The organism is Roseibium sp. (assembly GCF_965229775.1).
GTDB lineage: Bacteria > Pseudomonadota > Alphaproteobacteria > Rhizobiales > Stappiaceae > Roseibium.
In genome coordinates this window covers 5,389,855-5,408,028 of sequence record NZ_OZ245929.1, presented here as the reverse complement: position 1 = coordinate 5,408,028, position 18,174 = coordinate 5,389,855, and the positions used below count along the sequence as shown (strand labels likewise).

General features: G+C 59.1%; 19 protein-coding genes. 8 read left to right on the top strand and 11 right to left on the bottom strand.

Annotated features, from left to right (window positions below):
* Positions 1–25: 25 nt before the first annotated feature.
* The 3 genes from ACO07N_RS24665 to ACO07N_RS24655 all read right to left on the bottom strand — a co-directional run bounded on the left by ACO07N_RS24665 (position 26) and on the right by ACO07N_RS24655 (position 5,055).
* Positions 26–1,339, bottom strand: coding sequence for an HlyD family type I secretion periplasmic adaptor subunit (locus ACO07N_RS24665; protein ID WP_421983537.1), 1,314 nt, complete (start codon positions 1,337–1,339; stop codon positions 26–28).
* Positions 1,336–3,540: a type I secretion system permease/ATPase gene (locus ACO07N_RS24660; protein WP_421983536.1), complete on the bottom strand. Its 2,205-nt coding sequence runs from the start codon at positions 3,538–3,540 to the stop codon at positions 1,336–1,338. The genes ACO07N_RS24665 and ACO07N_RS24660 overlap by 4 nt, the downstream gene beginning before the upstream one ends.
* A 174-nt stretch (positions 3,541–3,714) precedes the next feature.
* Positions 3,715–5,055 carry a TolC family outer membrane protein gene (locus ACO07N_RS24655; RefSeq protein ID WP_421983535.1) on the bottom strand — a complete coding sequence of 447 codons (1,341 nt, stop codon included), beginning with the start codon at positions 5,053–5,055 and terminating at the stop codon, positions 3,715–3,717.
* A gap of 654 nt (positions 5,056–5,709) precedes the next feature.
* On the opposite strand from ACO07N_RS24655, the gene ACO07N_RS24650 reads away from it, so the two are divergent.
* Both ACO07N_RS24650 and sfsA read left to right on the top strand, forming a co-directional pair.
* Entirely contained in the window at positions 5,710–7,134 is a 1,425-nt protein-coding gene (locus ACO07N_RS24650; RefSeq protein WP_319387679.1) for a TrkH family potassium uptake protein, read from the top strand.
* A gap of 38 nt (positions 7,135–7,172) precedes the next feature.
* Positions 7,173–7,877 (top strand): DNA/RNA nuclease SfsA, encoded by a 705-nt coding sequence (gene sfsA, locus ACO07N_RS24645; protein ID WP_421983534.1) that lies wholly within the window; start codon positions 7,173–7,175, stop codon positions 7,875–7,877.
* A gap of 57 nt (positions 7,878–7,934) precedes the next feature.
* Here sfsA and gpt read toward each other — a convergent pair whose 3' ends face one another.
* From gpt to ACO07N_RS24625, 4 genes are all read right to left on the bottom strand, one after another.
* Complete coding sequence (gene gpt, locus ACO07N_RS24640) at positions 7,935–8,444, bottom strand: xanthine phosphoribosyltransferase (protein ID WP_421983533.1); 510 nt, start codon at positions 8,442–8,444, stop codon at positions 7,935–7,937.
* 15 nt (positions 8,445–8,459) lie between these two features.
* A complete protein-coding gene (locus ACO07N_RS24635) occupies positions 8,460–9,206 on the bottom strand; it encodes a competence/damage-inducible protein A (RefSeq protein ID WP_421983532.1) in 747 nt (248 codons plus the stop codon).
* A gap of 73 nt (positions 9,207–9,279) precedes the next feature.
* Entirely contained in the window at positions 9,280–10,482 is a 1,203-nt protein-coding gene (locus tag ACO07N_RS24630; RefSeq protein ID WP_421983531.1) for an FAD-dependent monooxygenase, read from the bottom strand.
* Positions 10,483–10,496: 14 nt separating this feature from the next.
* Positions 10,497–10,742, bottom strand: coding sequence for a zinc-finger domain-containing protein (locus ACO07N_RS24625; protein WP_421983530.1), 246 nt, complete (start codon positions 10,740–10,742; stop codon positions 10,497–10,499).
* 218 nt (positions 10,743–10,960) lie between these two features.
* Here ACO07N_RS24625 and ACO07N_RS24620 point away from each other — a divergent pair, with 218 nt between their 5' ends.
* Positions 10,961–11,716: an alpha/beta fold hydrolase gene (locus tag ACO07N_RS24620; RefSeq protein WP_421983529.1), complete on the top strand. Its 756-nt coding sequence runs from the start codon at positions 10,961–10,963 to the stop codon at positions 11,714–11,716.
* 52 nt (positions 11,717–11,768) lie between these two features.
* Positions 11,769–12,653: an alpha/beta fold hydrolase gene (locus tag ACO07N_RS24615; RefSeq protein WP_421983528.1), complete on the top strand. Its 885-nt coding sequence runs from the start codon at positions 11,769–11,771 to the stop codon at positions 12,651–12,653.
* 111 nt (positions 12,654–12,764) lie between these two features.
* Here the strand turns inward: ACO07N_RS24615 and ACO07N_RS24610 are convergent, their stop codons facing one another.
* Positions 12,765–13,562, bottom strand: a complete 798-nt coding sequence (locus tag ACO07N_RS24610) for an enoyl-CoA hydratase-related protein (protein ID WP_421983527.1) — start codon at positions 13,560–13,562, stop codon at positions 12,765–12,767.
* A 98-nt stretch (positions 13,563–13,660) separates the two neighbouring features.
* Positions 13,661–13,942 (bottom strand): hypothetical protein, encoded by a 282-nt coding sequence (locus ACO07N_RS24605; protein WP_421983526.1) that lies wholly within the window; start codon positions 13,940–13,942, stop codon positions 13,661–13,663.
* Between the two features lie 54 nt (positions 13,943–13,996).
* Between ACO07N_RS24605 and cysE the strand changes: the two genes are divergently transcribed.
* Together cysE and ACO07N_RS24595 are read left to right on the top strand one after the other, a co-directional pair.
* Positions 13,997–14,818 (top strand): serine O-acetyltransferase, encoded by an 822-nt coding sequence (gene cysE, locus ACO07N_RS24600; RefSeq protein ID WP_421983525.1) that lies wholly within the window; start codon positions 13,997–13,999, stop codon positions 14,816–14,818.
* Between the two features lie 118 nt (positions 14,819–14,936).
* Positions 14,937–15,152, top strand: a complete 216-nt coding sequence (locus tag ACO07N_RS24595) for a DUF3126 family protein (protein ID WP_319382584.1) — start codon at positions 14,937–14,939, stop codon at positions 15,150–15,152.
* 71 nt (positions 15,153–15,223) lie between these two features.
* Here ACO07N_RS24595 and ACO07N_RS24590 read toward each other — a convergent pair whose 3' ends face one another.
* Positions 15,224–15,937: a hypothetical protein gene (locus tag ACO07N_RS24590; RefSeq protein ID WP_421983524.1), complete on the bottom strand. Its 714-nt coding sequence runs from the start codon at positions 15,935–15,937 to the stop codon at positions 15,224–15,226.
* A 213-nt stretch (positions 15,938–16,150) separates the two neighbouring features.
* Between ACO07N_RS24590 and ACO07N_RS24585 the strand changes: the two genes are divergently transcribed.
* Positions 16,151–16,477, top strand: a complete 327-nt coding sequence (locus ACO07N_RS24585; protein WP_319382582.1) for a DUF6949 family protein — start codon at positions 16,151–16,153, stop codon at positions 16,475–16,477.
* A gap of 4 nt (positions 16,478–16,481) precedes the next feature.
* On the top strand, positions 16,482–17,009 hold the full coding sequence (locus tag ACO07N_RS24580) for a gamma carbonic anhydrase family protein (RefSeq protein WP_421983523.1): 528 nt from the start codon (positions 16,482–16,484) through the stop codon (positions 17,007–17,009).
* Positions 17,010–17,156: 147 nt separating this feature from the next.
* Here ACO07N_RS24580 and ACO07N_RS24575 read toward each other — a convergent pair whose 3' ends face one another.
* Positions 17,157–17,771: a transglutaminase-like cysteine peptidase gene (locus ACO07N_RS24575; RefSeq protein ID WP_421983522.1), complete on the bottom strand. Its 615-nt coding sequence runs from the start codon at positions 17,769–17,771 to the stop codon at positions 17,157–17,159.
* Positions 17,772–18,174: the final 403 nt, after the last annotated feature.

Genomic DNA, 18,174 nt, shown 5'->3' with positions numbered 1-18,174 from the left:
CGATCGCCTCATTCTTGTCGAGACGTCAGCGCTCCCTCAAGGCTTCATCCCGAACTTTCTTGATCGGCTTCAAGATGTAGTCCAGGACCGTTTTCTCGCCGGTTAATATATCGATCGACGCAACCATTCCTGGTATTATTGGTAAAGGTTCGGTATCTGAACCCAAATAGTTTTTATCTGTTCTTATCATGACGCGGAAGAACCGATTACCTTCTTCATCTTCCGTGGTATCGGCGCTGATCCGCTCCAGGTTTCCCTCAAGACCGCCGTAAACGGAGAAGTCGTAAGCCGTGATCTTGACCTGCGCCTTTTGGCCGGGATGCAGAAAAGCGACGTCCTTGGGCCGGATTCTGGCTTCGATGAGAAGCGTGTCCTCCAGTGGAACGATCTCGACCAGATCGGCTGCAGGCTGAACCACCGCGCCGATCGTTGTGATATTCAACTTGTTTATGATGCCCTTGACGGGAGAGACCAGTTCGGTTCTGCGCACCTTGTCGGCCGCCCCCTTGAGGCTTTCCTCGATGACGGCGAGCTCGCCCCTGCTTTCCGCCAATTGCTGACTGGCTTCCGACACGAACTCCGCGACCGCGCTGCCGGAGCGCTCGCGCGCTTCTTCCTTCGCGGCAAGGGCCCTTTGCACCGAGGCCTTAGTGATGGCGAGTTCACCTTCGCTTTCGGTCAGCTGGCGCTGCAACTGCAGGAATTCGATTTCGGGCAGAACCCTGCGCTCGTAGAGGCTCTGCTTGATCTCGACCTCGCGCTTCATGATCTCAATCACGGATTCGAGCTTGTCCTGTTTTGCGAGCAGTTCCTGATATTCCTGCTCGCGTTGGGATGCCTGGTTCTTCAGGACCCGGAGTTCGTTCTCCAGGCGTGCCTTCTTGTCCAGGTAAACGTTCTCTTCTTCCGCGATCAGGCGAGGGGCCTCCGCCGCAAGTTCCTGCGGAAACGCGAGCGGCTTTTCATCTGCCTCCGAATCGAGCCGCGCCACCCTGGCCATCAGGGCCCACCGGCGCTGACGGATTTCTCCGAGCTGCGAGGAAAAGGTCGTATCGTCGATTTCTATGAGCGGCTGACCTTCTTCGACCACGTCGCCTTCACGCACGAAGATCTTCTCGACAATGCCCGGTTCGGGTGCCTGGACGACCTGTATTTGCCGGGACGGTACGACACGCCCATCGCCGCGTGTAACCTCTTCCAGGGTTGCGAAATACGCCCAGGCGAGGGCGACAACGAACAGGATGAGCGCGATCCGGATGACGTTTGTCGTGTAACGTGGCGGCTTCGTCTGAATGACGTCGCGGATGTCGTTCGCGTAATTCCAATCACCGGCACTCATGAGCCATCCCCTTGAGTGTTCTGCTGATTGGCCGCGTTGACCGCGCCGAGTTCCTGGAGCTTCCTGAGGATCTCCGTTCGCGGCCCGTCGAGGGCAAGCTTGCAGTAGTCGAGCGTGATCAACCGGTCTGTAAGTTCGACGAGACTCATACGGTGGGTGCTGATGATGACGGTGGTGTCGGGGGTATTGTAGTCCATCAACCTGGAGATCAGCCTTCGCTCCGAAGCAAGATCGAGGTGACTGGACGGTTCATCGAGAAACAGCACCCGCGGCTTTCTGAGCAGGATCCTGGCAAGTGCAACGGCCTGCTTCTGGCCGCCGGAAAGGAACCGTCCGCCTTCACCGACCTGGAGGTCGTATCCGAGTGGGTTCTGGGCGACGAACTCCTCGACGCCGGCAATCCGTGCTGCCTCGACCAGGGCATCGTCGTCCGCGAAAGGGTCGCCCGCGCTGATGTTCTCCCGCACGGTTCCGCTGAAAAGGACATTGTCCTGCGAAAGAAAGCCGACATTGGATCTCAGGTCTGCCGGATCGAATTGCCGCGTGTCCGTGCCGTCAATCAGCACCGTGCCGTTCGAGGGATAGTACAGTCCCGACAACAGGCGCCCGATTGTGCTTTTGCCTGAACCGACACGCCCGATCAGTCCAACGGTCTCTCCCGGCGCGATCTTGAACGAGATGTTCTTGAGGCTGTCGTCCTCAGCGCCTGGATACCGGAAATCGACACCCTTGAATTCAACGGAGCCGGACGCGATGCGCTTGTTGATGTAGGTGCGGCCCGGTTTGCGCTCGGTTTCGGTTTCCATGACCTCATTGAGGATCTTGTAGGAATGAAGGGTCTGGCGCAGCCGGGTCAATGTGTTGGCGACATTGGCAAGCGGCGCCAGGACCCGGCCTGAAAGCATCATTGCCGCGATCAGAGCTCCCATCGTGATGTCGCCGCTCTGGATCAGGTAGACACCCCAGACAATGATCACGATGGAGACCGACGCCTGGACAAGACCGGTTCCCGATTGCGCGATCAGCGCCCAGAAACGCCCTTTCATGATCGCCGCGCTGCTGGCGGCGACGGAGCGTTCCCACTTCGTCTGCATGCGGCCCTCGGCATTCAGCGCCCTGACCGTGTCCAGGTTGGCGATGCTTTCCACGAGGATGGAATGTCGGATCGCGCTTTCGCGGTGCGACTGCTCGATTGCGCCGGACAAGGGTGCCTGCACGAACAGGCTGATCGCCAGCACGATGGGAACCGCTATTAGCGGGACCACCGCGATCGGTCCGACCAGAAGAAACAGCACGGCGACAAAAATGCCGATGAAGAAGATGTCGATGATGGAGATCAGCGACGATGACGTGATGAATTCGCGAACGTTTTCGAACTCGCGGATGTGATTGGCGAACTGGCCGGAACTGGCCGGACGTTTTTCGAAATCGATGGCAAGCGCGTGGGCGAAGATCCTGCTCGCGAGCGCGTTGTCGGCCTGTTTTCCGGCCACGTTGATGATCTGGCCCCGGGCGATCTTCAATATGAAGTCGAAGACCAGGGTCAGGATGACCCCGATGGCGAGTGCCCAAAGCGTCGGGATCGCAAAGTTCGGAACGACGCGGTCATAGACATTCATCGTGAAAAGCGGGGAGGCGAGTGCCAGCAGGTTGATCAGGAGCGCCGCGATCGCAACATGGGTGTAGTCGCGCCAGTAAGCTGAAACGGTGCTCCAGAACCAGTGCCCCTCCGATCCCAGAGACCGCTCACTCTTGCCGGATTGGTCGACGGCGGGCTGAAAGAATATCGCATACCCGCTGTAGCTTTGCTTGAAATCGGAAAGCTCGACCCGTTGTTTTTCTGGCGCGTGTGAGGGATCGATCAGTTCGACCTTGCCCGTTTCCCGGTCGATACCGGAAAGCACGCGCAGGTCCGAGTTGTTCAAAGTGACGATACAGGGAAGAGCTGCAAGCGGGATGGTGTCGAGTTCGATCTTGTCAGGCAGCACCTTCAAACCGCAATTTGCGGCCGCGCGCCCGAGCAAGCCGACTGACAGGCGATCTCCGCTGCGGGGGAGACCGTTCCAGATCACCGCGTCAGAAACGACATAACCGTGTACCCGGGCGATGTACTTGAGGCACCCGGCCAGCGGATCTGTCGACGCCTGAGAAGCCGGAAGCGCGTCCGTCTCTTTCGTCTCTTCGGTAGTTTTGTTGAGCATCTCTGCTTTGAACCGAGCTCTGTTTTACCGCCGAGGTATTGCCGATCGTCCGGGTTCTGGCGCCCGGTTCTCCCGAAGAGGGCAGGTGTTCGATGGCAAGACGCACGCCGCGGTCGTCGAACGTAAACTATTGTGCCGCCGGAGGCCCGGCAAATCCAATATGAGTCCGAAACGTTAGAATTTACGTAATGGTTCAAGATTGAGTGGATTTCGGGGCAGGATGGTTGCTGCTTCCCGTTGCCCGTCCGCCGCCTCAGGCGGAGGCGTAACGCTCAGGTAGGCGAGAAGATCGCCTGAAGTTGCTCTCAGCTGGTACGTGGAAAATGCATAAACCGCGCGAACGGAGATCAGTTCGATCTCGCTGTTGAAAAGCGCGTTTTCCGCGTTCAGCACATCAAGCAGCGTTCGCTGGCCGATGTCATATTCCTGCCGGTAGCCTTCCACGACCTGCCGGTTTGCGGCCAGCTGTTCACGCAGGGCCTTGATCCGGTCGGTGGTGGTGCTGACTGCCGCAAAGGAGCGCTGGATGCCTTCCTTCAACTCGCGGCGGATCCGGTCGACCCGGATCTGGGCTTCGGTGAGACGTTCGCTGTATTCCTGGCTCAGCGCCGTGTCGCGCCCGCCGTTGTAAAGGTTCCAGGAGAAGATCACCTTGCCGGAATACTCGTTGTTGCGCCCCTCGATCCCGCCAATATCGTCTCCAACCGTCGCCTGACCTTGCAGCGCGACTTCGGGAAAGAAATTGCCCTTGCTGGCCTCGTATTCGAATTTCGCGGCATCCGCGTCGGCAACGGCAGCCCGCACCGTTGGGTGGGTCTGAACCGCAGAATCGACAAGTTGATTGATGCTTCCGTTCGGAAGCCGCGCCGGTGTCGCCGGTGCCAGCGACGAGGGTTTCCTGCCCACGACGCGCTCGTACTTGGCGATTGTGTCCAGAAGCGACTGCTGGACTTCCGACACGATCACTTCTGCCGCGGCAACCCGCTCCCGCGCCTGTGCCAGATCCGCGGCTCCGGTCTCGCCGCCCTCGAAACGCAGGCGCACGTCGGAGAAAATGCGTTTGTGTTTTTCGACGTTCAGTCTTGCCTTCGCCAGGATTGCGGTGCTGCGCAGCACGTCGATGTAGGATTCCACTGCGTCGAGCGCGATCGCTTCGGAGCGCTCCATGACACGCAGCGCGGCACCATCGACGCGAGCACTCTGGCGGTAGACCTCGTTCACCGAGGCAAACCCGTCGAACAACAGCTGCTGCACGGTCACCGTGAACTCTTTCGAGAAGCGCCATTGGTCGTTTTCGTCCGCACTGAACGAGTTCGGCCGGTCAAGCCGTTCCGGTCCGAGTTCTGCGGACAGATCGAGTGTGGGGAGGAAGGCACCCTGTGAACGGCGATATTCGTTGTCGCGCGCGCGCCTGTTGGCAGCCGACTCAAGAACGTCGGGGCTGGTCGAGACGGCTTCCTGTACAACCTGCCTCAGGTCTGCGGCAACTGAGGCTTCGACCAGACAAACGCTCAACAGAAGGGCCGGTAAGATACGCATAGACAACAGTGCCACATTTTTGTTCTTTGTTCGGCGCACACTATTATACCTTCCAACGCATGCCCATGCTTTTGTTGTGACCGCCGACGGGTAATTGATGCCGGTGTTGCTAACGCGCAACGAATTTCGTGTAAAGGTCACATTTTAGGACGATTTTTAAAATTTTATTTACCATGTTTTCGTGGTTGGAATGCAGCCGAGGGGTGTGGCCCCAGTTGAATTGCCGAAAATTGTCCACTTTTATTCATGCGCGCGCTCAGCGCGGGTTTCAGCCAAGTAAAATCACGAAAAGTTCTTTACCAAAGGGCATCGTTTTTTTTACCCATATCAGTGCTCGTCTGTGCCGTCATTGCGAACACGGGGCCACCTCTTGCGAACTGGTGGTCTTGCCGGCAGGTTGCGACCTGCGGCAGCACTTGTCTTTCCCCGAACTTCCACGAAGTGCAAGGGCGACCGGCGGACGACCCGGACCGCGCGTGGAGATGAGATGAGCAGGGGACGGCTGACGTATATCGTTGGAAATCGGGCGGAAAAGCGTTAGGACGGTGAGTTGGAGCCCTACAGGGCGCATTCGGCGGTTGATGAAACGGTTTTCGGGACGAGTTCTGCTTGATTTCTTTCAGACCAGTTTTGAACGTTCTCGGGTTCTTGTATGTCGGCCTTGCGACCGCCATGCTCATACCGGCAATCGTTGACGTTGCCCAGAAAAACGCCGACTGGCAGGCCTTCGTCTTTTCCGCACTGCTGACCGGCCTGTTCGGAATGCTGCTTTCGCTCGCAGTCGGAGGCTCGCTTCGCGAAGGTCTAGACACGCGGCAAACCTTCATCCTCACAACCCTGTCCTGGGCGACGCTGCCGGCCTTCGGTGCCTTGCCGTTTCTCTGGCTTGGCATCGGCTATGCCGACGCGGTGTTCGAAGCGGTTTCGGGGTTCACGACAACGGGTTCGACCGTGCTGACCGGTCTGGACAGCCTGCCGCCGGGGCTTCTTGTCTGGCGGTCCATGCTTCAATGGATGGGCGGGGTGGGGATCATCGTCATGGCGATCGTTCTGCTGCCCTTTCTGCGGATTGGCGGGATGCAGCTGTTTCAGAGCGAAAGCTCGGACCGCTCGGAAAAGATCGTCAGCCGGTCGGTAGAGCTGATCCGGCTGATCGGGCTCGCCTACCTGTTTCTGACCGTTCTGTGCATCGCGGCCTACCTGGCGACGGGCATGGAATTGTTCGATGCGTTCAATCACGCGCTGACAACGATCGCGACGGGCGGCTACTCGACCCATGACGAATCCTTCGGGTACTTCAAGAACCCGGCCTCGGGCTGGGTCGCCGTGGTGTTCATGATCATCGGGGCCCTGCCGTTCGTCCTGCTCATCCAGGCGCTGCGCGGGCACCCGCTGCAGCTCTGGCGCGACCCGCAGGTGCGCGCGCTCCTGGGCTTTCTTGCGCTGGTCTCACTGACGCTGACGGTCTATCTCGGCATCAACATGCGTTTTCCGTTCGAGGAAGCGCTGCTTCGGGCCACTTTCAACGTGGTGTCGATCGTGACCGGTACCGGCTATGCGCTGGGTGATTTTTCACAATGGGGCGCACCGGTCGTCGGTATCGCCTTTCTGTTGATGTTCGTGGGCGGCTGCACCGGTTCGACGACCGGCGGCATCAAGATTTTCCGGTTCCTGGTGTTCTTCGGCACGGTGCGTGCGCATCTGCGCCGGATGGTCCGGCCGCACAGGATCATGTCCGAAGAATACGCCGGCACCCGGCTGACGCCCGAACTGTCGTTTTCGGTTCTTGCGTTCCTGGTCGTCTACATGGGGTCGGTCGGGATCATCACCGTGGCGCTGTCGTTTTTCGATCTTGATCTGGTAACGGCAATTTCGGCGGCAGCGACTTCCGTCGGCAATGTCGGGCCGGGGCTCGGCCCGGTGATTGGACCTGCAGGTCATTTCGCGCCGCTGCCCGATGGCGCCAAATGGCTGCTGTCCTTCGCAATGCTTGTTGGCCGCCTGGAACTGTTCACGGTATTGGTGCTGCTGGATCCGGACTTCTGGTCCAAGTAAGTGCGCAACGCTTCCTTTCAATGGTTGGGACACCTCAGATGAAATTTGCGGAACCTCTGGTCGGCGGCCGTCTGGTCAAGCGCTACAAGCGGTTTCTTGCCGATGTTGTCCTCGATGCCGACGGGCGCGAGATAACGGCACACTGCGCCAATCCGGGCTCGATGCTCGGTCTGAAAGAACCAGGTTCGCAGGTCTGGCTATCCCCGTCCAACAATCCGAAGCGAAAGCTGAAATATTCCTGGGAAATTATCGAAGCCGACGGTGCACTCGTTGGCATCAACACCGCGCATCCAAACAAGCTTGTGGAAGAAGCCATTGAAGAGGGGCGTATCACGGAGCTTTCTGGCTTCGCCTCCATGAGGCGCGAGGTCAAATACGGCAAGAATTCGCGGATCGATATTCTTCTTGAAGGTACCGGCGGCGGCAGGACCTATGTCGAGGTGAAAAACGTGCACCTGATGCGCCAGGCGGGCCTGGCCGAATTTCCCGACAGCGTGACGGCGCGCGGCGCGAAGCATCTGGGTGAACTTGCCGATATGGTGGGTGAGGGGCACAGGGCTGCGATGGTGTTTCTGGTGCAGCGGCCGGACTGCGTACGCCTGAGCCTTGCCGAAGACATCGATCCGGCCTATGCGGCCGCCTTCCGCTCCGCGCGCGGCGCAGGCGTCGAGGTCTACGCCATCGGATGTGACGTCCGCCTGGACGGCATAGACGCGGTCAGGCCGGTGGAGATCGCCATCTGAAAAGATAACCGGTCAAGCCCGGCATTGCCGCCGACGAACAGCGGCGGCGCGCGTTCGTCAGCCCGCCGTGTCCTTCGACAACGGCGGCTGAAACTGCCAGCCCATGTCCCAGGGGAAATAGATCCAGGTATCCTGCGAGACTTCCGTGATGAAGGTGTCAACCATCGGCACGCCGACCGGTTTCGCGTAAACGGTCGCGTAATGCGCCTTGGGCAGCATTTCGCGCACGACCTTGAGGGTCTTTCCCGTGTCGACGAGATCGTCGATCACGAGGACGCCGCTGCCTTCACCGTCTTCTAGGTCAACGACTTTCGGGTCGATCGGCTTGATGACCTTGAGCTGACCCTGATTGTCATAGTCGTGATAGGAGGCGATGCAGACGGTCTCGATCGTGCGAATGCCGAGTTCACGGGCGACGATGCCGGCCGGCACGAGACCGCCGCGTGTGATGCAGACGATCGCTTTCCATTCGCCCTCGCTCGACAGCCGCCAGGCAAGCGCGCGGGAATCGCGGTGGAACATGTCCCAGGATACCGGGAATGCCTTGTTTTGCGTGGTGTTCTCCATGTTCGATCTCGCTTGCTAGGAGTCCAGGACCTCGGCAACGGCCCGTGCAACATCACTTTCTGCTGCATTCAAAACGGCTTCGTCGCGAGAACGGATGACAATCTGTGTAGTGAATTTTCCGTCAGAGGCGTTCGGATAGGACCCGATCAGGGTCTGAGGATGGGCTTCCTGGATCGCGGCGAGCCTGTCGGCAATCCGGCTTTCGGGCATATCGGCAGCGACGGTTTTCGAAAGCATTTTCTTGCCGGTTTTCAGAGTTGGCGCGATCGCGTCCATCATTGCCTGCATGATGGAGGGGACACCGGCCATCACGTGCACGTTTTCGATACGGAAACCCGGCGCCTTGGAAACCCTGTTTTCGATCAGGTCGGCCCCCTCGGGAATGCGTGCCATGCGCTGGCGGGCCGGTGTGAACTGCCCCGGCTGGTAATGCTTCTCCATGATGGCGACCGCGCGTGGGTCAAGGTTCAGCGGAACATTGAAGGCCGCAGCCACACTTTCCGCCGTGATGTCGTCATGGGTCGGTCCGATGCCGCCGGAGGTGAAGACGTAATCGTATCTTGCACGAAGCGCGTTGACCGCGGAGACGATTTCCTGCTGTTCGTCGGGCACGACGCGCACTTCTTTCAGATCGATGCCGAGCGAAGTCATGTAGTCGGCCACGAAACCGATGTTCTTGTCTTTCGTGCGGCCGGAGAGAATCTCGTCTCCGATGACCAGAAACGCGGCGGTTACGACATCGTCTGCCTTCTGACCGGTCATCGTTGCACTCCCTCAGTCTTGAATGGGATTTCGCTTTATCCCAGCTTTGTGCCGGGCTCAAGCCAAAGACGTCTTATTGATCGGGTGTCCAGCCATAAATGTGGTCGAAACGCTCGGCAAGTTTTCTGGGCTTTGTGAGGCGGAGGACAGAATCCCGCGCAAAGGCCATGGGGCCGGAGAAGTGAAACGTGCGCGCGTTGCCGAATGAAATACCCTGTATCCGGGCTGCCCTTGGTTTGCGTTCCCGCTCGAACGCCCTGAGGGCCGCCGGAATGTTCTCCACGTCCTTTGGGAGGTGCTTTGCAAGGATCGCGGCGTCTTCAATGGCCATTGCCGCTCCCTGGGCCATGAAGGGCAGCATGGCATGTGCCGCGTCACCCATCAGGACAAGGTTGCCATGCGACCACGGGCCGGACGCATCCACGCTGCACAAGGCCCATTTGAGCCATTGCTTCGGTGTGTTGAGGAGGTTCCGCGTTTCGGCCGGCCAGTCCTTGAAAACACGCACAACGGCTTCCTTGTCGGCCTCTGCCGACCAGGTCTCGTCTCCCCAGTCTTCCTTGGCCAGCACCACGATATTCAGCTCGCGCCCGCCACGAATGGGGTAATGCACGAGATGACAGTCCCTGTGGAGCCAAAGTCCGGTGTCCCTGGCGAATTTCGGGTCGACCTGATCGATCGGCACCGTGGCGCGATAGGCGACCTGACCGCTGAAACGGGCGTTCTTGTGGCCGGGGACATGCTGCCTTGTCTTCGACCAGACCCCGTCCGCACCGATCAGCGCCTTGCAGGTCAGGCTTTCGGTCCTGTCGCCCTCCCGGAAAATGCAGGAAAGCTGATCGTAAGGCGTTGCGGTGAGGTCCTTCACGTCGCTCGAAAGACGGATGGTGATCCCCGGTGTCGACTGCGCCCTTTCCAGGAGGACCCGTTGAAGATCCGCCCGGTGGATGACCCAGAAGGGGTTCTTGTGCCGCTGTCTGATGAAGTCGCCGAGTTCGACCCGCGCGATCTGTCTGCCGGACCGGCCGGACCAGATGCGGAGGTTGCCCGGGGCGTGGGCGTAGGGCTCCAAGGCGTCTAGAAGCCCGAATCCTGCAAGAACGGAACAGGCGTTGGGGGAGAGCTGAAGCCCGGCGCCGACTTCCGATATCTCGCTGGCGCGTTCAAGCAGAACCACTTCGTGCCCCTGCTGCTGCAGGGCGAGGGCCGCGCACAGCCCGCCGATGCCGCCACCTGCGACAACAATCGGATCGGCGCCTTGGTCGGTGTCGGTCATGAGCCGCGGTTCTCTCAGGCGGCTTCCGGTGTCCAGTTGCAGTCGTTCGGAGACGATTCCTCAGCCTCGAGCGTCGCGTCGAACTTGTAGAGCGTGGAGCAATAGGGGCAAACGATTTCGTTTTCCGTGCCCATGTCCAGGAACACGTGGGGATGATCGAACGGAGGTTTTGCGCCGATGCACATGAATTTGCGTGTGCCGATCGCGATCGAATCGTGTCCGCTTGTGTTCTGAAAATGCGGGACAACCTGATCCGCCATTGTCACATTCCTCTTGGTCATGGTGGGACACCGTCCCCGATAGCAAATTTCGCGGACCATATCCATTCGTAATCTGAAAAGGTAGGGCTCGCGCGATGCGGTCCACTGCCGCATCAGGGGATTCTCGGGAGCCGCAATTTTCTCCTTTGCCAAGGCGGATTTATCGCCTTACTGTAAAAAACCAGCCATGTTTTCCGTTTACGTAAAGGTTAGCTTTTATGCCGTATGTCGATCTGGATGGTGTCGGGATTTCCTATCTCGACGAAGGGGCGGGGGATCCGATCCTGCTCATTCACGGGTTCGCATCGAACAAGACGGTCAACTGGCAGTATCCGGGATGGGTCGACCTTCTGGTCAAGGACGGCAGGCGCGTCATTGCGATCGACAACCGGGGGCACGGGGAGAGTGAAAAACTCTACGACCCTGCGGACTACGGCGCACCGTTGATGGCAGAGGACGCGAAGAACCTGCTCGACTACCTGAACGTCGAACAGGCGGACATCATGGGATACTCCATGGGCGCCCGGATCTCGGCCTTTCTGACGCTCAATCATCCCGGCAAGGTCCGCAGGGCGATCTTCAGCGGGCTCGGCTACGGCATGGTGACCGGGGTCGGGGACCCGGAGCCGATCGCCTCGGCGCTGGAGACCGAGCGGATACAGGATATTTCGGACCGCACGGGCAGGGCCTTCAGGGCGTTTGCCGATCAGACCGGGTCCGACAGGCTGGCGCTGGCGGCCTGCATGCGGTCCTCACGGCAGAAGATCAGCGAGGACGACGTTTCGCAGTTCACGCGGCCCGTGCTCGTTGCCGTCGGAACGAAAGACGACATCGCCGGATCGCCGCACAAGCTTGCGGAACTGATCCCGCACGCGGAGGTCCTGGAAATACCGGGGCGCGATCACATGGTGGCGGTCGGAGACAAGGTCCACAAGCAGGGCGTTCTGGCGTTCCTGAACAACATAGAGGCCTGACGGTGCTCAAGCCTTGCAGCGACTGGACGAGAATGGTGCTTGAGGGGGATTGATGGGACCGAAGCGCGTGGAATTTCAGGGGGCGGAAAAAAATATCCTGGTTGCTGACCGGTACGGCGTGGGTGACCAGCCTGTCGTGATGCTTCACGGCGGCGGACAGACCCGGCACTCCTGGGACGCTGCGGCGGTCAGGATCGCCGAACTCGGACACCCGGTCTATGTGCTGGACCAGCGCGGCCACGGCGAGAGCGACTGGGTCGCGTCCGAAAACTATCTCTTTTCCGATTTCGCCCTCGATCTTGTCGCGGTGACACGTCAGGTCGTTGCGCTCCACAAGGCCAGGCCGGTGGTTGTCGGTGCGTCGCTCGGCGGTTTTGCAGGAATGCTGGCGGAGGGGCAGGAAAATCCGGGCGGGCTGTCGGCACTTGTTCTTGTCGACATCACGCCGCGCGTCGATCTTGGCGGCGTCAGCAAGATCATCGGTTTCATGGGAGACCGTGTCGAAGAAGGGTTCGCGGATGTGGAGGAGGCGGCTGAAGCCATCTCACGCTATCTGCCCAACAGGACCCGGCCGAAGGACCTTTCCGGCCTGTCGAAGAACCTGCGCCTGCATGGTGACGGGCGCTATCGCTGGCACTGGGACCCGGCTTTCCTGAAATCGCGCCAGAACAGGGATCACAGCGTGGCCGAGGAGGTTCAGGCGAAAATGGTGGCGGCAGCCGGCAACCTGTCCCTTCCGGTGCTTCTCGTTCGCGGCCGGAACTCGGAACTTGTCTCGATGGATCATGTGAACGAGTTCCTGGAGCTCGTTCCCCACGCGCAGTTCACGGACATTCAGGATGCGGGACATATGGTGGCCGGCGACCGGAACGACGTCTTTGCCTCGGCCGTCGAGGATTTTCTTGTTGATCTGAAATCGGGTGCGGAGCAGGTGTGAAGGAAGGAAATTTCAGTCCTTCAGCATGTTATGCCGGTTTCCTGAGAATCTGATTCATGATTTTGCAGCGCGCAGGCGGCGCGGGAACCCGGACGCCGCGGGATAAGGCCGTCAGCTGCCGGTGAACTCTGGAAGCCGCTTTTCCAGAAACGCACGGCAGCCCTCCCGGTAGTCCGAACTCTCAATGCAGATCTGGGCGTTCTGACGGTGAGTTTCCGGGTCACGGGCAGCTTTCGCACTCATTTCGTTCACTGCGTGTTTCGCCGCCCAGATCGAGAGCGGCGCGTTGGAGACGATCGTGTCGCACAGCGTGCTGATACGTTCTCCAAGATCAGACGGGGCCACCGTTTCGTTGATAAGGCCCATCTGACTGGCGTCTTCCGCGGAAATGCGGTCACCGGTGAACAGAAGGCGCTTTGCGTTGGAGGGAGAGACTGCCTCCAGAAGATCCGACAGGGCCTCGGGGGGATAGGCCAGGCCCAGTTTTGCCGCCGGAATTCCGAAATAGGCGGTTTGCGACGCGATCCGCAGATCGCAGGCCAGGGCCAGGCCCAGGCCGCCACCCAGGCATGGCCCCTCGATTGCCGCTATGACGGGGATCTGAAGAGATTTCAGGGCATTGAAGGCGGCCACGTTGATCTCGTCGTAGCGCAGTGCGCTGTCCTTCGTCGACCGGATTGCTTCAAATTCGGAGATATCTGCGCCTGCGCAGAAGCTTTTGCCGCCTTCGCCGCGGACGACGCATACCCGGACATCCGCGACATTCGTCAGTTCCTGAAGCACGGCCGGGATACGTGTCCAGGCAGCCAGCGACAGCGCGTTCTTGCGCTCCGGCGCGTTCAGAACCAGTTCCGCGACCATGCCGTGAATGTTCAACACGGGATTGAGCGGTTCGGGGGCGCCGGGCATGTCTGGTCTCCAAGATGTGATCATCAGAAAGCTTCACCGTTGAAAATCTTAACGATTCGGCTTTGATAAAAAGGTTTCATATCTGATATCAGCAAGTTTCATTTTGGAATATCAGACGACAGTCCTATTTTAGGGTACGGATACATAAATGAAGTCAATTTGGTTTGGATCGTTTTGACCAGCTGCGAGGAGCGAAAGCGCAGGAAATGTGGTGCATTTTCAAGCCTTTCGCGACGATGCAGATGGCCAAAACGGCCAAATCCGAAGGACGGCAAAATGGCTTTACCTCGCAGCGTCACCGCGCTTGACCGGGCAAAAAGCCCGCTCTGCGCACGCTTCCTCGCGAGATTTTGCCGTTTCTGCCGCCAAATCGGCTTCATTTATGGGTCCGTACCCTGGTGTAGCGTTTGTGACGGCTTGAAGAGGAGACAGCCATGTCGGCACCGATTACCAAGTCCGGCCTGAAACACGTTCCGACCCATGATCCGGTCTGGCAGCAATTGCGCGATGAAGCCCAGCAGATGGTTGCCGCCGAACCGGCCCTGTCTTCCTTCGTCTATGAAACCGTCCTCAATCACGACAGCCTGGAAGAGGCCGTCCTGCATCGCCTGGGAGACAGGCTCGGACGCGATGTCGTGTCGGCATCGCTCATCCGGCAGACTTATCTTGAGGCGCTTGCCGACGAACCCGAACTTGCCAAGATTTTCCGTGTCGACATCGTCGCGGTGTTCGACCGGGACCCGGCCTGTTTCCGCTACCTGGAGCCCGTGCTCTACTTCAAGGGGTTCCACGGCCTGCAGACGCATCGCCTGGCCAATTGGCTCTGGCGCAAGGGCCGCAAGGATTTCGCGCTCTATCTGCAGAGCAGGGCTTCGGAAGTCTTCCAGATCGACATTCATCCGGCGGTTCCCGTGGGACGGGGCATCTTTATCGATCATGGCACCGGTATTGTTGTCGGCGGCACGGCGGCTATCGGCGACGATGTCTCCATTCTTCAGGGCGTCACGCTGGGTGGTACGGGAAAGGAGGGCGGCGATCGTCATCCGAAGATCCGTCACGGTGTGTTGATCGGTGCCGGGGCAAAAGTCCTCGGGAATCTGGAAATCGGCCATTGTTCCCGCATCGCGGCTGGCTCCGTGGTGCTCGCGGATGTGCCCGAAAACACCACGGTCGCAGGCGTTCCTGCGCGGATTGTGGGCAAGGCGGGGTGCTCCGAACCGGCGCGCAGCATGAACCAGTTGCTCGGCGACAGCTGAGCAATTGCCGTTGCGCAAAGGATGTGGGGGAAAGTTTGCACAAAGGGTTTGGCATTTAGGGCTGGTCTTATAGGGTCCGCGCGACTAAATAGCAGACGGCATTTACAAGGAGAGCGCCGTGAAACCCGATGAAATCCGCAAGATCGAAGCTTACCTGCGCATGAAGTTCGAATTGCCGAGCCTTCAGGTGCGGGCGAGACCGCGCAAGGATGATTCCGCAGAAGTCTATATCGGGGAAGAGTTTATCGGCGTCATCTTCCGCGATGATGAAGACGAAGACCTGAGCTGGAACTTCCAGATGGCGATCCTGGAAATCGACCTCGACGAAGTCTGACATCGATTTCAGGTTCGATCTAAGAGCAGGCGGCTTCCCGGTCGGGAGGCCGCCTTTTTCGTGTCCCGGCCTCAGTGCATCCGGAAACCGGCGACCTTCCTGACGATCGCGTTGTCGATCCTGCGCCAGTCGTCGAGCAGGGACTGGCTGAATCGGTACCTGAGCTCCAGGCCCGAAGACAGGACAACGGCTCTGTGGCACACAGCGCGCGCCTCCGGTCCTGCTGTCCGGCAGCGGGCGATGAAGCCGTTCCGGCGGGCCGGGTCGAAAACGATCTGGTCGGTCCGCAAGGCACCGCGTGGCGACAGCCGCAGAACCTTGAGCCCGTCTGGTCCATCCAGTTCACCGCCACGTGCCAGACGCCGGTAGAACGGGTCAAGACGGGCCCTCATGCTTTCCCGTTCGGGATTATGCTCCAGCTCCAGGGTCAAGATCCGGTCCTTCGCGCCGGTCGTGTCCCATGGATCGTAGCTCACAGCCGGTTTCAGGCCGGGCCACGTCATTGAAATCTTCAACGTCGAAAATTCCCGTGCACCCTCTTGCACCTTGGTGCGATATTCCGGATTTGCGATGTAGGCGAAGGGGAGCTTGAATGTTTCCGGACCGACCGATAGCGTTGCAAAGCCGGAGGGGATGCCGGCAAAGGCGGAGGCGTTCCAGTTTTCGGACCAGTAGACGGTCCGCTCGGCAATGTGCACGGCTCCGAGCAGGCACATGGCGAAGATCAGCCGGCCGAAGCGGCGCGGATTGCTGTTGACGGGCTCCGGGAGCGAAACAGGGATCATCAGCCTGTCTCCCGATGGGCCGGTGCACTAGAGTGGGACAGACTGTCCCAATCCGGAACATCTGTCCCCGTCACGGATGCCGTGAGATCGGCCTTTTGCGGCCACAATTGCAGGTTTTTGCGCATTTGCCCGTCCGGCACAGTCTTTGCTTTTGACCGTTTAGGTATTGTTAATCACTTTCCGGGTGGTTGAGTTAATAAGAGGTTAACGGGCGTGTACTTCGAACTTCTTCTCGTTGGATATATAGCGAGCGCCGGCTTTGTTGCCGCAGGTGTGCTCGGGAGCCTCTATCAGCTGATCACCAAGCAGCCGCCGAAATTTTCCTTCTCCGGCGAAAACGTGTTTGCGTTTCTCGCCGAGGTTTTCATGTGCGTTTTTGCCGGACCCTTCATCATCATGCGAAACGCCATCCGGGGCCGCAGAATTGAGAAACGGCCGCTCGGCTGGCTCGTGGCGTCCTCGACGATTGCCGGGATGTGGAGCATGTGCTCCGGCATCATGGTGATGAATGTCGCTCTCATTTTTGCCGGATACACCTGAGCCCATGCCTATTTTCACTCTCGACGGGCGTGCACCCGAATTCCCCTCCAGCGGCAATTTCTGGGTCGCGCCCAACGCGACCCTCATCGGCGACACCCGGCTCTTCGAAGACGCGAGCGTCTGGTTCGGAGCGATCCTGCGCGGCGACAATGAACCGGTGACCGTCGGTGCCCGTTCAAACGTCCAGGACGGCTGTGTTTTTCACACCGACATGGGATACCCGCTGACGATCGGAGCCGATTGCACGATCGGCCACAACGCGATCCTTCATGGCTGCACCATCAAGGACAATTCCCTGATCGGGATGGGAGCGACCGTCCTGAACGGTGCCGTCATCGGGTCCAACTGCATTGTCGGCGCGAATGCACTGATCGGCGAAGGCAAGGAAATCCCCGACAATTCGCTTGTCGTGGGGGTGCCGGGCAAGGTGGTGCGCGTGCTGCCCGCGGAGGCGGCTGAAAACATTCGCAAGTCTGCTGAAGGCTATGTGCGCAACTGGCGCCGTTACAAAGCCGGCCTCACCGATACCTGAGCCAATATCCACCAAAGACTGGAACGCAAAAAACGGGAACCGGCCTGCGGGGGCGGGCCGGTTCCCTGGACCCGGTCGTGGTAGGGATGGGGAGGGTGGGGACGCGACCGGATCGTCCTGACGGCCCGAGGGGGCCGATCCCTATCCTTATCTTGACACGCTGCTGACCGTGGTAACGCGCGTGTCTGAAATGCCGGTCCACCGGACAGGCGAGCTTGCGGATTGACGCTTGATGTAGCGGTAAGGCGTCGAATACCAGGGCAGAACCGCCTCGATCTGGTTGTCGAGGATCATGTCGCCATGATCGGTGCGCACGGTCAAAACCGCATGCCCGGCGTTGTCGATATCCTTGGCGACAGTGATCAGCAGCGCGCTTTTCGGCCACCCGGCCTCGATCAGGACACGTTGCTTTTCAAGCACGTATTCCTCACAGTCACCGTAGCCGTTCACGGGATATGACCAGTGTTCGACCTTGCCGAAGAGATCGTCGTCCGTCATCGGGCGTACGCGCCTGTTGACGTCGGCGTTGATTGCGATCAGCTGCTTCCAGCGGGCTTCGTCCAGCTTCACGACGACAGCCTTGTAGCTCTCGTCCGGGCAAGCCCAGCTGTTGTCGCGGCAGAACTGCTTGTGCCCGATCGGCGCTTTCACCGGTGCGTTCATGTCCATGAAGCGGCCGGGGTCAGCATACGCGGACGTTCCGGTTACTGTTCCCGCAAGAAAGACTGCTGCCGCTGCAAGTATATTTCCAAGTAATTTCATCGTAACGCCCTCCCCAAGGCTGACGCAACGATGACTCAATGATTTTTATCTCGCGAAAATCTGCGAAGTAAAACCTGAGTTATACTTTAATCTAATTTGAATTACCTTTTAGTCAAATGAGACTTTCATTTGAGATAAACTTGAATCGAGTTTTCCGAAAATTTTATCGATCCTCTGTATGTGTCTGAAATATATGTTTCTTCCGGAAATTTCTTCAAAAGATGCCAGTTCTTTTTTGCCGCCTGGTCTTTCTGGCTGAGGTGTGAACCGGAGATAACCGGCCCTGAAATGCTGGAAAAGAAATCTGACATTGGGGGCAAAAAAATGCGGATCGATGTGATTAGACGGAAGCCGCATGTGCTCCAGGCGGGCAGATAATGTCATTTCCTGAGATGCCGCGGCG

Coding starts and splice junctions, on each gene's coding strand:
- ACO07N_RS24635 (WP_421983532.1), bottom strand. CDS start 9,206: ATGACCGGTCAGAAGGCAGACGATGTCGTAACCGCCGCGTTTCTGGTC.
- ACO07N_RS24605 (WP_421983526.1), bottom strand. CDS start 13,942: ATGAAGCCGATTTGGCGGCAGAAACGGCAAAATCTCGCGAGGAAGCGT.
- ACO07N_RS24575 (WP_421983522.1), bottom strand. CDS start 17,771: ATGAAATTACTTGGAAATATACTTGCAGCGGCAGCAGTCTTTCTTGCG.
- sfsA (WP_421983534.1), top strand. CDS start 7,173: ATGAAATTTGCGGAACCTCTGGTCGGCGGCCGTCTGGTCAAGCGCTAC.
- ACO07N_RS24665 (WP_421983537.1), bottom strand. CDS start 1,339: ATGAGTGCCGGTGATTGGAATTACGCGAACGACATCCGCGACGTCATT.
- ACO07N_RS24580 (WP_421983523.1), top strand. CDS start 16,482: ATGCCTATTTTCACTCTCGACGGGCGTGCACCCGAATTCCCCTCCAGC.
- ACO07N_RS24625 (WP_421983530.1), bottom strand. CDS start 10,742: ATGGCGGATCAGGTTGTCCCGCATTTTCAGAACACAAGCGGACACGAT.
- ACO07N_RS24615 (WP_421983528.1), top strand. CDS start 11,769: ATGGGACCGAAGCGCGTGGAATTTCAGGGGGCGGAAAAAAATATCCTG.
- ACO07N_RS24630 (WP_421983531.1), bottom strand. CDS start 10,482: ATGACCGACACCGACCAAGGCGCCGATCCGATTGTTGTCGCAGGTGGC.
- ACO07N_RS24590 (WP_421983524.1), bottom strand. CDS start 15,937: ATGATCCCTGTTTCGCTCCCGGAGCCCGTCAACAGCAATCCGCGCCGC.
- ACO07N_RS24660 (WP_421983536.1), bottom strand. CDS start 3,540: ATGCTCAACAAAACTACCGAAGAGACGAAAGAGACGGACGCGCTTCCG.
- ACO07N_RS24620 (WP_421983529.1), top strand. CDS start 10,961: ATGCCGTATGTCGATCTGGATGGTGTCGGGATTTCCTATCTCGACGAA.
- gpt (WP_421983533.1), bottom strand. CDS start 8,444: ATGGAGAACACCACGCAAAACAAGGCATTCCCGGTATCCTGGGACATG.
- ACO07N_RS24610 (WP_421983527.1), bottom strand. CDS start 13,562: ATGCCCGGCGCCCCCGAACCGCTCAATCCCGTGTTGAACATTCACGGC.
- cysE (WP_421983525.1), top strand. CDS start 13,997: ATGTCGGCACCGATTACCAAGTCCGGCCTGAAACACGTTCCGACCCAT.